Origin of the sequence: Nonomuraea purpurea (assembly GCF_042650645.1) — a bacterium.
In the GTDB taxonomy this organism is placed as follows: domain Bacteria; phylum Actinomycetota; class Actinomycetes; order Streptosporangiales; family Streptosporangiaceae; genus Nonomuraea; species Nonomuraea purpurea.
The window spans coordinates 253,408-267,824 of record NZ_JBHSBI010000014.1 but is presented as its reverse complement, the minus strand read 5'-3'; the positions used below and the strand labels follow the sequence as shown (position 1 = coordinate 267,824).

At 69.4% G+C, this 14,417-nt stretch carries 12 protein-coding genes; 3 read left to right on the top strand and 9 right to left on the bottom strand.

The window, feature by feature from the left end; genetic code table 11:
• The first annotated feature begins 40 nt into the window (after positions 1 to 40).
• Positions 41 to 1,885 (top strand): 2-oxoacid:acceptor oxidoreductase subunit alpha, encoded by a 1,845-nt coding sequence (locus tag ACFOY2_RS27880; RefSeq protein ID WP_379531031.1) that lies wholly within the window; start codon positions 41 to 43, stop codon positions 1,883 to 1,885.
• Positions 1,878 to 2,924 (top strand): 2-oxoacid:ferredoxin oxidoreductase subunit beta, encoded by a 1,047-nt coding sequence (locus ACFOY2_RS27875; protein ID WP_379531030.1) that lies wholly within the window; start codon positions 1,878 to 1,880, stop codon positions 2,922 to 2,924. The genes ACFOY2_RS27880 and ACFOY2_RS27875 overlap by 8 nt, the downstream gene beginning before the upstream one ends.
• A 29-nt stretch (positions 2,925 to 2,953) precedes the next feature.
• On the opposite strand, the gene ACFOY2_RS27870 is transcribed toward ACFOY2_RS27875, so the two are convergent.
• Genes ACFOY2_RS27870 through ACFOY2_RS27830 form a run of 9 tightly spaced genes read right to left on the bottom strand, consistent with a single transcriptional unit; the run spans position 2,954 to position 13,176 of the window.
• Positions 2,954 to 3,649 carry a hypothetical protein gene (locus tag ACFOY2_RS27870; protein WP_379531029.1) on the bottom strand — a complete coding sequence of 232 codons (696 nt, stop codon included), beginning with the start codon at positions 3,647 to 3,649 and terminating at the stop codon, positions 2,954 to 2,956.
• Positions 3,646 to 4,596 (bottom strand): NAD-dependent epimerase/dehydratase family protein, encoded by a 951-nt coding sequence (locus tag ACFOY2_RS27865; protein ID WP_379531028.1) that lies wholly within the window; start codon positions 4,594 to 4,596, stop codon positions 3,646 to 3,648. The genes ACFOY2_RS27870 and ACFOY2_RS27865 overlap by 4 nt, the downstream gene beginning before the upstream one ends.
• On the bottom strand, positions 4,593 to 5,891 hold the full coding sequence (locus ACFOY2_RS27860) for a nucleotide sugar dehydrogenase (protein WP_379531027.1): 1,299 nt from the start codon (positions 5,889 to 5,891) through the stop codon (positions 4,593 to 4,595). The genes ACFOY2_RS27865 and ACFOY2_RS27860 overlap by 4 nt, the downstream gene beginning before the upstream one ends.
• A gap of 1 nt (position 5,892) precedes the next feature.
• Entirely contained in the window at positions 5,893 to 6,777 is an 885-nt protein-coding gene (locus tag ACFOY2_RS27855) for an endo alpha-1,4 polygalactosaminidase (RefSeq protein WP_379531026.1), read from the bottom strand.
• The gene (locus tag ACFOY2_RS27850; RefSeq protein ID WP_379531025.1) at positions 6,774 to 7,637 is read right to left on the bottom strand and encodes an NAD-dependent epimerase/dehydratase family protein; all 864 of its coding nucleotides are present in this window, start codon (positions 7,635 to 7,637) and stop codon (positions 6,774 to 6,776) included. Before ACFOY2_RS27850 ends, ACFOY2_RS27855 begins: the two co-directional genes overlap by 4 nt.
• 8 nt (positions 7,638 to 7,645) lie before the next feature.
• Positions 7,646 to 8,371, bottom strand: coding sequence for a sugar phosphate nucleotidyltransferase (locus ACFOY2_RS27845; RefSeq protein ID WP_379531024.1), 726 nt, complete (start codon positions 8,369 to 8,371; stop codon positions 7,646 to 7,648).
• A 22-nt stretch (positions 8,372 to 8,393) separates the two neighbouring features.
• A complete protein-coding gene (locus ACFOY2_RS27840; protein ID WP_379531023.1) occupies positions 8,394 to 9,803 on the bottom strand; it encodes a hypothetical protein in 1,410 nt (469 codons plus the stop codon).
• Positions 9,800 to 11,212 (bottom strand): GT4 family glycosyltransferase PelF, encoded by a 1,413-nt coding sequence (pelF, locus tag ACFOY2_RS27835; protein ID WP_379531022.1) that lies wholly within the window; start codon positions 11,210 to 11,212, stop codon positions 9,800 to 9,802. Before pelF ends, ACFOY2_RS27840 begins: the two co-directional genes overlap by 4 nt.
• A complete protein-coding gene (locus tag ACFOY2_RS27830) occupies positions 11,209 to 13,176 on the bottom strand; it encodes an Agd3-related carbohydrate deacetylase (protein ID WP_379531021.1) in 1,968 nt (655 codons plus the stop codon). Before ACFOY2_RS27830 ends, pelF begins: the two co-directional genes overlap by 4 nt.
• Before the next feature lie 432 nt (positions 13,177 to 13,608).
• On the opposite strand from ACFOY2_RS27830, the gene ACFOY2_RS27825 reads away from it, so the two are divergent.
• Complete coding sequence (locus ACFOY2_RS27825) at positions 13,609 to 14,394, top strand: AfsR/SARP family transcriptional regulator (RefSeq protein WP_379531020.1); 786 nt, start codon at positions 13,609 to 13,611, stop codon at positions 14,392 to 14,394.
• Positions 14,395 to 14,417: the final 23 nt, after the last annotated feature.

Below are 14,417 nucleotides of genomic sequence, written 5' to 3'. Positions count from 1 at the left end.
CAAGGCAACCGCGCATTGGCGCGTCGAGGAGGACTGAGCTGTGGCAAAGCAGGTCCAGCAACTCGACCGCGTGATCATCAGGTTCGCTGGAGACTCCGGCGACGGCATGCAGCTCACCGGCGACCGCTTCACGGCGGGCACCGCGGAGTTCGGCAACGACCTGTCGACGCTCCCCAACTTCCCGGCCGAGATCCGCGCGCCCGCAGGCACCTTGCCGGGCGTGTCGAGCTTCCAGCTCCATTTCGCCGACCACGACATCCTCACGCCGGGCGACGCGCCGAACGTGCTCGTGGCCATGAACCCGGCCGCGCTCAAGGCCAACCTGGGCGACCTGCCCAAGGGTGCGGACATCATCGCGAACACCGACGAGTTCACCAAGCGCAACCTGCAGAAGGTCGGCTACGAGACCAGCCCGCTGGAGGACGATTCGCTCAGTGAGTGGCGCGTGCACGCGGTGCCGCTGACCTCGCTGACCGTCAAGGCTCTCGAAAATTTCGAGCTGTCCAAGAAGGACGCCGAGCGGTCGAAGAACATGTTCGCGCTCGGCCTGTTGAGCTGGCTCTACCACCGGCCGACCGAGCACACGATCAAGTTCCTTGAGCAGAAGTTCGCCAAGAAGCCCGAGATCGCCAAGGCCAACATCGCGGCCTTCCAGGCGGGCTGGAACTACGGCGAGACCACCGAGTCCTTCTCCGTTTCCTATGAGGTCAAGCCGGCGCGGCTGGATCCGGGTGTCTATCGCAACATCTCGGGCAACCAGGCGCTGGCCTACGGATTGATCGCCGCCAGTGTGCAGTCGAAGCTGCCGCTGTTCCTGGGCTCGTACCCGATCACCCCGGCCAGCGACATCCTGCACGAGTTGTCGAAGCACAAGCGGTTCGGCATCCGCACCTTCCAGGCGGAGGACGAGATCGCGGGCGTCGGCGCGGCGCTCGGGGCCGCGTTCGGCGGCGCGCTGGGCGTGACGACCACCTCGGGTCCCGGTGTGGCGTTGAAGGCCGAGACGGTGGGCCTGGCGGTCACCACCGAGCTGCCGCTGATCGTCGTGGACGTGCAGCGGGCCGGGCCCAGCACGGGCATGCCGACCAAGACCGAGCAGACCGACCTGCTGATGGCCATGTTCGGCCGCAACGGCGAGTCGCCGGTGCCGATCGTGGCGCCGATGTCGCCGAGCGACTGCTTCGACGCGGCCATCGAGGCGGCGCGGATCGCGGTCAAGTACCGCACTCCGGTCATGCTGCTCTCGGACGGCTACCTGGCCAACGGTTCGGAGCCCTGGCGCCTACCCGAAATTTCGGAATTGCCCGACATTTCGCAGGAATTCACCAGGGAGCCCAACGGCGCCGACGGCGAGTTCCTGCCGTTCAAGCGCGACACCGACACCCTGGCCCGGCCCTGGGCCATCCCCGGCACGCCCGGCCTCGAACACCGCATCGGCGGCATCGAGAAGGCCGACGGCACCGGCAACATCTCCTACGACCCGAACAACCACGACCTGATGGTCCGCACGCGCGCCGCCAAGATCGCCGGCATCGACGTGCCGCCGCTGGAGGTGGACGACCCCGACGGCGACGCCGGCGTGCTGGTCATCGGGTGGGGATCGACGTACGGGCCGATCGCCGCGGCCGTGCGGCGCATCAGGCGGGCCGGCGGCAAGGTCGCCCAGGCCCACCTGCGTCACCTCAACCCCCTGCCGGCCAACACCGGCGAGGTGCTCAAGCGCTACGACAAGGTGCTGCTGCCGGAGATCAACCTCGGCCAGCTCGCCATGCTGCTGCGGGCCCGCTACCTCGTTGACGTGATCAGCTACAACCGTGTGCGCGGGCTCCCGTTCAAGGCCGAGGAGCTGGCCGGAGTCATCCAGGACGTGATCGACAGTGACTGAGCTCGTGAACGGGAAGGGCCTGTCGCTCGTTCCCAAGACGGACGGCAAGCAGACCCTGAAGGACTTCAAGTCCGACCAGGAGGTGCGATGGTGCCCGGGTTGCGGCGACTACGCGATCCTGGCCGCGGTGCAGAGCTTCCTGCCGGAGCTGGGGCTCAAGCGCGAGAACATCGTGTTCGTGTCGGGCATCGGGTGCTCCTCGCGTTTCCCGTACTACCTCAACACCTACGGCTTCCACTCCATCCACGGCCGCGCGCCGGCGATCGCGACCGGGCTGGCCGCTTCCAGGCCCGACCTGAGCGTCTGGGTGATCACCGGTGACGGCGACGCGCTGTCGATCGGCGGCAACCACCTGATCCACGCGCTGCGCAGGAACGTCAACCTGAACATCCTGCTGTTCAACAACCGGATCTACGGCCTGACCAAGGGCCAGTACTCGCCGACGAGCGAAGTGGGCAAGATCACCAAGTCGACGCCCATGGGCTCGCTCGACAAGCCGTTCAACCCGATCTCGCTGGCCATCGGCGCCGAGGCGTCGTTCGTGGCCAGGACCATCGACTCCGACCGCAAGCACCTGCAGTCGGTGCTGCGCGAGGCCACCGCCCACCGCGGCACGTCGCTGGTCGAGATCTACCAGAACTGCAACATCTTCAACGACAACGCCTTCGAGCAGCTCAAGGACCCCGACGTCCGCGACGACGTCACGCTGCGGCTGGAGCACGACCAGCCGATCGTGAGCGCCTCCAAGGCCGTTGTGCGCGCCGCCAACGGCGGTATCGAGGTGGTGGCCCGCGATGGCGTGGCCGAGTCCGACATCCTCGTGCACGACGCGCACAACCCCGACCCGTCCGTGGCCTTCGCGCTCAGCAGGCTGGACGAGCCGGCGTTCGAGCACGTGCCGATCGGCATCTTCCGCAGCGTCGACCGTCCGTCCTACGAAGGGCTGATGGCCGAGCAGCTCGAAGAGGCCGTGGCCCAGAAGGGGCCTGGCGACCTGAGCGAGCTGCTGCTTGGCGGCGACACCTGGCGCATCAACTGACCGGCGCGACGTCCCGGATCTGACGCCGATCAGATCCGGGACAACACCCGGTCGCTGACGAAGCAGAGCATGCCGAACTCCCGGGCGCGCCGGTAGGCGTACTCGGTCAGCTCCTCGTCCTCCGCGTAGTCGAGGGCGTAGACGTCGATGTCGAGGCCGAGCAGCCGCTCGGCCACCTCGGCGTGCACCTCCAGGACGTCGTCGGGCCAGGGCGCGTACGAGCCGGTGTCAACCCAGCGGGCGGAGAACGACTCGAACAGGATGCCGTCGACCAGGTCGGCGAGCTGCGGCAGCAGCCCGAACCCACGGTTGGCCAGCAGGTATTCCGGCCGCGCCTCCTCTCTGATGGCCGCGATCAGGTAGAGCAGGTGCGGCAGGTCCTCGGGGTAGTTGAACTCGATGTTCAGCGTGTCGAGGAACAATCCGCTGAAGCCGCCGGCGATGGCCCTCCTGGCCTGGTCGACCACGTGCGCGACCCACCGGGGGTCGCCGGTGTGGACGAACGAGCCGCCCCAGTCGGGGTTGCGCTCCGGGCGCTGCCAGGGGGCTTCCGGCCCGACGTCCTCGGTCAGCGACAGGTAGCCCAGCGTCTGCACGCCGCGCTCGCGCAGCAGGTCGAGCTCCTCCCTGCGGTAGAAGTCGGCCTGGAGCACGACCTTGTCGAAGCGGGACAACCGGTCCAGCTCGCCGTCCCCGTAGTAGAACGCGATGGGTTGCTGCGTCATGCCGTCCATGATTCCCGGTACCAGGTGTAGGTCTTGCGCACGCCCTCCTCCAGGGCGACGCGGGGCTCGTACCCGGTCAGTTCGCGCAGCACCGTGAGGTCGGGGCAGCGGCGCGCGACCGAGCCCGCGGGGGCGGGCACGTGCTGGATCGCGGGGCTGACGCCGGCGACACGCAGGACGAGCTTGGCCAGGTCGCCGATGTTGGTCTCGGCGTCGTTGCCGATGTGCACGATCTTGCCCATGGCCTGCGGCTCGGCCATCAGGCGGACCATCGCCTCGACGGCGTCGTCGACGTAGCAGAACGCCCTGCTCTGGTCGGCGCCGTACAGGGTGAAGGGGTCCTCGCCGCGCGCGGCCCGCAGTGACAGCTCGGGGATGACGTGGTCGGCGCCCATGCGGGGGCCGTACACGTTGTGGAAGCGGCCGATGACGGCCTCGAACCCCTTGGCCCGCGCGGTGTGCAGCACGGCCGACTCGCCGAGCAGCTTGCTGATGGCGTAGGTGTAGCGCGGCGAGCCCACGTCCTCGACCACCAGCGGGACGGTCTCCGGCGTGGGGACGGGCGCCAGTCCGACGCTGACAGAGCCCGCGTACGCCTCGCTGGTGGAGGCGAAGAACAGCCGCTCCCCCGGCCGCAGCCAGTCGAGCAGGTGCATCAGCGCCAGCGTGTTGACCCTGATCACCCTGGCCGGGTCGGACTCGACGTTGCGCACGCCGACGACCGCGGCCAGCATGTAGATCTGGTCCCAGCCGGGCTCGATGCCGGCGTAAGCGGCCGGGTCCGTGAGGTCGGCCGAGCGCACCTCGACGTCCAGTTCGGCCAGCGCCTCGTCGCGGCGCCCCCGGGAGAAGTCGTCGACGACGGTGACGGCGTGGCCGTCCGCGCTCAGCCTGCGGGCCAGGTGCAGCCCGATGAACCCGGCCCCGCCGAGCAGCAGGACTCTCATACGACGTTCTCCTTAGCGGTGTAGCCGATGCCCGCGTAGCGGACGCCGTTCCTGGTGACCGCGGCCTCGTCCAGGATGCGCCACGAGTCGAAGAGCACCTTCAGCCCGGACGAGGCGAGCCTGGCCTCGACCTCCAGTCCTCGGTAGTCGGGGTGGTCGTTGATGACGAGCATGGCGTCGGCGTCGGCGAAGGCCTTGTCGAGGCTGACGGGCTCGCCTCCGTACTGGCGGATCACCTCGTCGGTGACCATCGGGTCGTGGCCGAACACTTCGAGCCCGGCGGCCCTGAACAGCGGCATCATGTCGGCGATGGGCGTGCCGCGCATGTCGTCGGTCGCCGGCCAGCCCTTGTAGGCCCAGCCGAGCACCGACAGCCTGGCGCCCTCCGTGCGGCCGATCGTCGCGCGGATCAGCTCGATCACGCGCTCGGCGACGTGCGCGGGCAGTCGCTCGTTGAGCTTCCTGGCCTGTCCCACCAGGAACGGCTGCCGTTCGGTGCTGGCGATCATCAGGTAGGGGTCCTTCGACAGGCACCCGCCGCCCACGTACCCGGGCTTGGCCAGGTCGGGCCGGGGATAGTCGACGTTGGTGGCCCTGATGACCTCCAGCGGGTCCAGCCCGTGCTGCTCGGCGATGAGCGCGAGCTCGTTGCCGAAGGCGTAGATCAGGTCGGTGTGGCAGTTGTTGGACAGTTTGACCATCTCGGCCGTCTCCAGGCTGGAGACGGGCACGATCTGGTTGGCCAGGCCGGCGAAGACCTCGGCACCGGCCTCCAGGCTCTCCTGATCGAGCCCGCCGATCACCTGGGGCAGCTCGACGAGTTCGCGCAGCGCCTGGCCCTGGATGGTGCGCTCGGGCGCCATCACGAGCCGCACGCCCTCGCCCCAGCGGGCGGTGAGCGCGGGCAGCACGACCTTGCGGCTGGTGCCGATGGGCACGGTGCTGCGCACCACGACCAGGGTCTGCGGACGGGCGGCGACGGCCTCGGCGGCGGCGGCCAGGTTGCGCAGGTCGGGCGTGCCCGTGGACAGGTCGACCGGGGTGGAGACGGACAGGATCGCGGCGTCGAGCGGCTGCTCGGGCAGCGTGCCGGAGATGAAGATGGTGCTGCCGAGGTGCTCGGCGAATGCCTCCTCGACGCCGGGCTCGTACACGTGGATCCGCCCGTTGGACAGCGCCTCGACCACGTGGGGGCTGCTGTCGACGCCGTACACGGTGTAGCCCTTGCGGGCCAGGGCGGCGGTCAGCGTCAGGCCCACGTAGCCCATGCCGATCACGCCGACTGTCTTCGGCATTTCACGATCCTCTCTTGGAACAAGGCGAACTGACGCGGTCGAGGTCGACCACGGTCACGTTTCCGGCTATGCCGTGGCGGCGGTAGCGGGCGCAGGCCGCGGCGATGTTCGCCGGCCGCCTGGCGTAGTCGGTGGCGAGCACGGCCTTGCCGAGCCTGCGCAGGGCCAGGGCGTGCTCAAGGTTCTCCCGGCACCAGTCCTCGGTGCACGGTTTGTCGGTGGCCTTGAAGAACAGCTCCTCCATGCCGATGCCGTCGATGGCCTCGACGTAGCCGCGCTGGAGTCTGAGCTCAGGGGAGTTCTGGGGGACGATGAGGAAGCCGGGGCGGGCGCGTTTGGCGTACCGGCTGATCTGGACGATCAGGTCACTCATCTTCCTGGCCAGGCCGGCGCGGGTCTCGCCGGGCACGCGCTTGAGGTCGATCTCCTCGTAGGCCAGCGGCGTGTCCAGGTAGACCCCGTCGAACCCGGCGCGGATCGCCTGGTCGATGCGGGGTTTGAGCACCGTGTGCCACCACCGGGGCTCCCAGTAGCGCACGAAGTGCTCGTCGGGCCAGTCCGGCCAGACGTTGAGCTTCAGGTCGCGGGCCAGGGGGCGGTACTCGGTGCGGAACTCCTCGATCGAGCCGATCTCGAAGTAGGCCAGCACCCGCTTGCCACTGGCCCGCACCCGGGCGATCTCCGCGGGGGTGAAGTAGCCCTTGGTGGTACCGTCGCGGGAGAGGTCGATGATGGCGAGCTGGTGCGGGGCGCGCTCGATGGCGTCCAGGCGGCCCCCCGGGTAGCCCTGGAGGACGTACGTGAACGTCCGGACGTCCCGCAGCGGGACCTGGGGCGCAGCCCCGGTCAACGTCGCCAGGAGCGCGACCATCACGACCCCCTTCACAACATCGCCTTGACCGAGTCGGCCAGTGAGACGCGCGGCCGCCAGCCCAGCACCTTCCTGGCGCGGGCGAGGTCGGCCCTGCTCCAGCTCACGGCGCGGGATTTGGCGGACTCTGCGGCGCTCTCGCGGATCTCGCCGGTGAAGCCCGATTCCGCTGCCAGCAGCGCGACCGCGTCGCGGACGGCGACGGCCTGGCCGCTGCCCACGTTGACGACCCGCTCGGTGAGGGCCGGCGCGGGCGCGAACGCGGCGCGCACCACCGCATCGGCCACATCGCGCACGTCGACGAAGTCGCGCATGGCGCCGAGCGGGCCCATGTCGATGTGCCCGCTCGCGGTCTTCAGCAGGTCGCGGGCCCGGCCGAGCACGTTGTCGGCGGAGATGCCGGGACCGACCGGGTTGAAGATCCGCAAGGACAGGGCGTCGACCTCGTGGGCCTGCTCGACCAGCAGCGTCCCGGCCAGGTGGCTGATGCCGTAGGGGCTGGTGGGCCGCGCCTGGTCGGACTCGCGCTGGTCGTGGCCGTGCGGCACGGGGCCGTACTCGGCGGCCGAGCCGAGCCGGACGAACCTGGCCGAGGGCGCGGCGGCGGCGACGGCCTCCAGCAGCACGGCGCTCACCCCGGCGTTGCCGCGCAGCAGTTCGTCGTAGCCGCCCGACATCCGGCCCACGCAGTTGAGCACGACCGTCGGGCGGACCTCGCGCAGCAGCTCCGCCACGTCGCCGGGCGTCGCGGCCAGCAGGTCGAGGTCGACGCGTCGCGGGCACAGCAACCACGACACCCTCGGGTCACCCGCCAGCAGGTCCCTGACCTGGCTGCCGAGGAACCCCGTGGAGCCGAACAGCAGGACTGTGCTCATCGAACCGCTCATCGCACGTGTTCCCGCGATGGCAGCAGCAGCGGCCTGATCTCGTCGAAGCGGGCGTTGGCCTCGTCGTAGTCGTCGGGGCGGCCGATGTCGAGCCAGTAGCCCTCGAACTCGTAGACGCCGGGCGGCGTGCCGCGCGCGAGCAGTTCGAGCACCAGTTCGTCGAAGCCGAAGGGCATGCCCTCCTGATAGTGCGCGATCGTCTCCAGGGACAGCGCGTAGACGCCCATGCTCACCAGGTAGCTGAGCAGCGGCTTCTCCCTGAAGCCGACGATGTGGCCGCCCTGCGCCTCCAGCACGCCGAAATCGATCTTCACCACTCGCGGCGAGGTGGCCACGGTCAGCGGCGCGCCCGTTCCGATGTGCTGGGCCAACAGATCCGCATAGTTGAGCGTGGTGAGCACGTCACCGTTCATCACCAGGAAGTTCTCGGGTAACCGGTCCCTGATCGGGAACAACGGCCCGATCGTCGACAGCGGTGTGACCTCTTCGGTGTAGTCGACCTCCATCCCCCAGCGGGAGCCGTCGCCCACGAACGCGCGGATGAGCGGGCTCAGGTGCCCGACCGCGAGCGTGGCCGTGGTGAAGCCCTGGCCGGCGAGCTGCTGCAGGATGATGTCCAGGATCGCGTACTCCTCCCCGATCGGCACCAGGGGCTTGGGCAACGCGGACGTGTACGGCCGCAGCCGCACTCCCTTGCCTCCCGCGAGGATGACGACGTGCATGAATTGCCTCCCGGTCAAAGGATCAGCGGTACTGTCTGACGTCCCTGAGGCCGTGGCTCATCAGGGCGAGCAGGATCAGCAGGAACAGCGTCGCGGCGGCGGTGAAGAGCAGGACGTCGGCCAGCGCGGGGTGTCCCTCGGGCAGGAAGAGCCGTCCGACGGGGTGGACGGCCAGCGCCGCGGCCTGGGCCACGCACAGGTGCACGACCTTGGCCTGGTTGGCCAGCAGGAACGCCACGAAGTAGGCCCCGCCGACGATCACGTGGGCCGCGGCCATGGCCATGCTGGCGGCGGTCAGGTCGCCGGTGACGTACAGAAAGGTCAGCGGCAGCGCGGACAGTGCGGACAGCGCGGCGACGCAGATCAGCACGCCCTTGGCCAGCAGCCAGCGGCTGCGCCGGGTGAAGTCCTGCGGGTAGCGGACCTCCCTGATCGCCGCCCTGGTCTGGTCCTCGAACGCGTGCGCCCGGTACTCCAGGATGCCCATGCCGAGGACGAGCCCGGCGCCGGCCACGGCGATGTCGGTCCTGTCGAGCACGTAGCGGCCCTCGGCCTGGAGCAGAAAGATCGCGGTCAGCCCGGCGTACAGGAGCGACGGGAGCAGCGCGCTCGCCTCCAGGCGGGCGAGTTCGCGCAGCGGCGGCTCGGCGGCAGGGGCGTCCGGGCCGTGCAGGAGGGTCAGTCTGAGCGCGCCCGCCACGGTGGCGGCGATGCACGCCACGCCGACGCACACGGTCAGCAGGCCCACCCAGCTGTCGCCGATGACGATGTAGGCGACGCCGGCCACGACCGCAGGCATCATGATCACGCCGAGCCAGCCCTCGCGCCGATAGAGCAGCAGGATCCCCGAGGCGATCTGGAAGGCCATCTGCATGACGCAGAGGGCGACGAGCGTGACGGGGCCGTTCCTGACCACGGCGATCACGCCGGCCAGCAGCATGGCGCCCACGACGCCGACCACCAGCCCCGAGCGGAGCACGCGGCCCGCCGAACGCGGGTAGCCGCGCCCGATCAGCGAGTACGCCACCCGCGCCGCCACGCTGCCGAGCACCCAGCCGAGCCCCGTGGTCAGGACCAGGCCCGGCATCAGCCACTGCGTGCCGACGAGCCCCGAGGCGGCAGGCAGCAGGGCCGCGGGCATGCCGTAGAGCAGCCCGTGCAGCATCTGGGCGGCCGGCCTGGCCCGCTTGAGCACCCCGCCGGCCTGGGGGCGCGGCGGGGTGTTCATGGCCTTGATGTGCGAGTAGGCGGCCTCGGCCAGCGAGAAGACGTCGTCGTGGCCGTACCGCTCACGGGCGATCTTGTCGTTGAGCCCTTGGGACTCCAGCATCGCCGCGACCTGGAGGGGTTCGACGGCGCGGAAGACGCCGGTGCCCATGGGCTCGATGAGGTCGTCGATGGAGCGCTGCGGGGACGGCTCGACGGCGGTCATGCACGGGCCCCAATGAGCTCCCGATAGACCGCGCGGTAGTCGTCGAGGGACTGCCGGAGCGTGAAGCGCTCAAGCACCCGGGCGCGGGCGAGGGTGCCGAGCCTGCGGCGCAGTCCGGCGTCGCGCAGCAGGCGCACCATGGCGTCCGCGGCGGCCACGTGGTCACGCGGCGGCACCACGAACCCGGCGTCGCCCACCGCCTCGGCCACACCGCCGACGTTGGTGACCACCGTGGGCCTGCCGCACGCCATGGCCTCGACGACGGTGTAGGGGAAGCCCTCGGAGATGCTGGTCAGGGCGACGACCTGGCCGGCGTGGTAGGCGTCGACCGGGGTCGAGACCCGGCCCTCGAACCGGGCCGCGCCCTCCAGCCCCAGCTCGGCGATGAGGTCCAGGCAGCTCTCGTGGTAGCTCTCGTTGCCGGCGGGGACGCCGCCGAAGATGCGCAGCCGGGCGTTGGGGATCTTGCCGCGGACGAGGTCGAACGCGCGGATCAGCGTGTGCAGGTCCTTCAGCGGGTCCACGCGGCCCATGAAGACCAGCGTGGGCTCGTCGGGGTCCGACTCGGCCAGGGGGAAGTCCTCCGGGTCGACGCCGTTGTACATGATCCGGATCCGGTCGGGGTCGGCGCCGTTGTGGATCTGCCAGCGCCGGTTGTAGGACGAGTGGGGCGCGATGCGGTCGGCCGCCACATACGCCGCACCGGCCAGCCGTCTGAAGAAGCTGAGCAGCAGCACCCGCACCGCGTGCGAGACCGGCTCGTCCACGTACTGCAGGTAGCGTTCGCGCAGGTAGACGCCGTGTTCGGAGAGCACGATCGGGGTGCCGTGCTGCCATTTGGCGGTCATCGCCATCAGCATGCTCAGCCCGTTCATGGCGACGTGCATCAGGTCGGTACGCGGCGCCGGCTCGGCCAGCGGGCGCAGCATGTGGCCCATCAGGTCGCCGGCCGTGATCGCGTCGGCCAGGTTGAGCCCGTCGGTCCTGTTCCAGTACCAGGCGTCCATGAGCTGCGCCAGCGACTCATTGGCGGTCAGCGCGCCCACGAGGTCGCCGCCCTCGTGGGCGAAGCGGTGCAGCGACTCCAGCACCGACAGGAACTCCTCACTGCCGTGCCCCATGACGGCAGGCGTGAGGACGATCTCCAGGAAGCGCCCGTAGATCTCGCTGAAGGAGTCGCCTGGCGGCCGCGAGGAGCGCCGTCGGCGCACCTTGCCCCACAGCGGCACGGGGATGACCTGCTCCAGGTTGGGCGGCAGGTCCCACACGGGACGCTCGCCGCCGTCGACCGTCATGGTGACGACGTCCCACTTGTAGTCGGGCATGCCCCTGATGAGCTGGTCCATCCAGACGCTCACCCCGCCCATGGCGAACGGGTAGGTCCCCTCCGACACCAGAGTCACCTTCACGGCCGCACGCTCGCGGTGACCGTGACGGGAACGCCGGCGGTGAGCGTCAGCCGCGCGATCGAGTCGGTGCCGTAGGCCGTCGCGCCGGGGGCGGCGGCGTTGGTGGCGAAGACGGCGGCGTCGCCGTCCGCGGTGAACGTGACCGTGCCGGCCGCCCGGTCGTAGACGGCGCTCACGCCGCCGAGCCCGGCGAAGTGCTTGGTCCTGTTCTCGACGTACTGGGCGAGATCACCCCAGTTGGGGGTGAGCAGCGGGACGTTGTAGTAGCCGTTGTACTTGGCCATGACGGCGTTCAGCCAGTCGAAGACCAGGTTCTGGCCCGAGCCGTAGTCGCGCAGGTTGCCCTGGTGGAAGGTGTGCGAGTAGACCGAGCCCGACATGACGTGCTGCATCGCCACGTCGCTCTCGTTGTCCAGGATCTGGGCGTAGGTCTGGTCGGTGGAGAAGAACGGGAACTTGCCGTTCGGCCCGTAGTAGGAGTTGTAGAACAGCGTCTCCTCGGCGGGCGCCGTGGTGTGGTAGGCGATGTTGGTCGGCCAGTCGGGCACCACGAGGAGCGACGGCTGGAGCGGGTGGTTGATGCCGCAGTTGAAGCAGGACGGCTGGTGGCTGCCGAACGACATGTTGCCGTGCAGGTACTTCACGCCCAGGTCCTTGGCGGCCTGCAGCAGGTTCGGGTTGGAGGCGCCGAGGCCGTTGTCGGTGGGCGGGTCGATGTCGTTGTTCGGGTCGGGGTGGTAGACGCCGAGGCCGGAGTACTCGCCGGTCTTGAGCACGGTCGCATCGACGCTGAAGCCCAGCGCGGCGGCCCTGGTGAGGTTCTCCTGGATCTCGGCGTAGCTCGTCGCGTAGTCCGTGAAGTTCATCTTCGGGTGCGAGAACGTGTGGTTGATCCAGGTGAAGTCGGCGGCGCGGCAGCGCGAGTAGCTGGTGAGCCCGTCGTCCCAGGGCCACGGGGTCCCGCACGTCGCCGAGGAGGTCGGGCTGGCGCCCTCGCCGTTGTAGGCGATGTTCAGCTTGAAGTTCGCGGCCAGCGGGTTGGCGGCGCGGAAGCTCTGCTGCCTGTTGTACGTGGTCACCGCGTCGGCCCTGCTCATCCGGTAGCCGGGGTCGGTCTCCAGGGTGCCGTCCGGGTACAGGTGGTCGGTGGAGTTGAACCAGTCGTCGACGTCGGCGTTGAGGTAGTGGCGCTGCTCGCCGAGGAACAGGCCCCTGGTCGCCCACCTGAACAGCCCGAACGTCAGCAGGTCGGCCTGCGGCAGGTACTGGTTGGAGGTGAACGTCAGCGCCATGCGCTCGCGGCCGTCGGCGGACGTGCTGCGCACGCCGAGCACGTCGGACCCGCTGGTCATGATCACATCGGCCGAGCAGTCAGGGGCGACGGTGCTGCGGTAGACGTAGGAGAGCGAGATCGGGACGTTGACGCCGGTCTTGAGGTAGTCGAACACGCCCGCGCCCGCCGCGGTCAGCTGGGTGCCGATCGGGGTGTCGCCGACGCCGCCCTCGCTGCCGGGGCGCAGGCAGTAGTCCTCGGGCCACGTGCCGTAGCCGGCGTACAGGGAGACCTGTCGCACTCCGTAATCACGCTCGTACGCCCATAGAACGTTCCACTCGCCGGCGTCGAGACCACTGACGTATTCCGAGCCGTCGAAGTAGAGCAGCGCGTTGTTGGTCAGCAGAATGGCGTTGTATCTGCCGGTCCCGTCGGGCTGGACGAGATTTGCGGCGCTGAGCGACTGGCTCCTGCTGAGCAGGACGTCATATTGGGCGCCGACCCGGTTGAGCACGGATCTCCAGGTCGCGATGCCCCAGTCGTCCTGGTCCACGGCGACGACGAGAACGCGCAGCCCGACCCGGTCGTCGGCCGCGGCGTCCAGTGCCTTCGCGGACGTGGCGACCTTGGTCGAGCGCTTGACCGGTACGGTCCCCTTCTTCGCCTTGGGCAGCGGCCCTAGTTTGTCCACTTTCGGACGATCAACCGGGGCGCGTAAGGGGGCAGCGTGGCCGTGCGACCCCTCAGGTCCGGTCGAGGCGGCGTCGGTCCTGGCGGCGGACAGGGCCGAGACCAGAATCAGGGCGCTGACAAGCGCAAACACCCGTCGCGATCGGGTTCGCGACGGGACACGGAACTTCAGAAAAGAACTCACCATATCCCCCCATTCGGTGCTAAATCCCCGAATGTCGTAAACGGCCGCGCACGAGCACCACTGGCCGCTCTGCGAGTGTGCGGATGCCCCGTTTCACTTGAGTTTCAGCGCAGTTTCCGCATGAACGTTTCCCACTGCGCAAGAACGACATATGCTCGATCAGCTAGAAAGTCGGACACATGCAGCAGGAGGACGGCCATGCGGTTCGGCATTTTGGGCGCGCTTGAAGTCACGGTTGGAGCGCACCAATTGCCCCTGCGGTCCATCAAGCAGCGCAGCCTGCTGGCACTGCTGCTCTGTCACCACGGCTCCGTCGCGCACAGTGACGTTCTGATCGACGCCCTGTGGGGCGCCGAGGCGGGCGACGCCGGCGGGCAGCGCCTGCGGCTGCAGTTGCACCGGCTCAGGCGAATGCTCGGCGACAACGCCCCCATCGCGCACCGCTCCACCGGCTACCAGCTCCACGTGCCCTCCGACACGGTGGACGCGTGGAGGTTCGAGGACCTCGTACGACAGGGCCGCCAGGCGATCATGGCCGGGAACGTTACAAAGGGCAGCGACCTGCTACGCTCCGGACTCGACATGTGGCGCGGCCCCGCGCTGTCCGGCCTGGACGACATCTCCCTCCTGCACCGCCAGGCCACCCGGCTGGAGGAGCAGCGACTGGCGGCGTTAGCCGACCGGATCGACGCCGACTTACGGCTGCGCCGGCACGCCGACCTCGTCGCCGAACTGTTCGCCCTGGTACGCGAGCACCCGCTGCGCGAGAAGTTCCGCGCCCAGCTCATGATCGCCCTCTACCGCAGCGGCCGGCAGCCCGAGGCCCTCGACGTCTACCGCGACGGGCGGCGCATCCTCAGCAAGGACCTCGGTCTCGAACCCTCGCCCGACCTGCGCAGGCTGCAGGTGGCGATCCTGACCAGCGACTCCTCCCTGGCCCTTGGGCGGCTCCCCCAGGTCAAACGGCCGGTCCACCTGCGCGCCGGGCCCCGGCACGCCCGCGGCTGCCCACACTGCGCCAAGCGTGTCCACTGACTTCTCCTTGGCGAGGGAGGGCG

Bases quoted from the DNA above. Each gene is read 5' to 3' on its own strand.
- ACFOY2_RS27850 (WP_379531025.1), bottom strand. From the start codon at position 7,637: ATGAGCACAGTCCTGCTGTTCGGCTCCACGGGGTTCCTCGGCAGCCAG.
- ACFOY2_RS27870 (WP_379531029.1), bottom strand. From the start codon at position 3,649: ATGACGCAGCAACCCATCGCGTTCTACTACGGGGACGGCGAGCTGGAC.
- ACFOY2_RS27840 (WP_379531023.1), bottom strand. From the start codon at position 9,803: ATGACCGCCGTCGAGCCGTCCCCGCAGCGCTCCATCGACGACCTCATC.
- ACFOY2_RS27860 (WP_379531027.1), bottom strand. From the start codon at position 5,891: ATGCCGAAGACAGTCGGCGTGATCGGCATGGGCTACGTGGGCCTGACG.
- ACFOY2_RS27845 (WP_379531024.1), bottom strand. From the start codon at position 8,371: ATGCACGTCGTCATCCTCGCGGGAGGCAAGGGAGTGCGGCTGCGGCCG.
- ACFOY2_RS27865 (WP_379531028.1), bottom strand. From the start codon at position 4,596: ATGAGAGTCCTGCTGCTCGGCGGGGCCGGGTTCATCGGGCTGCACCTG.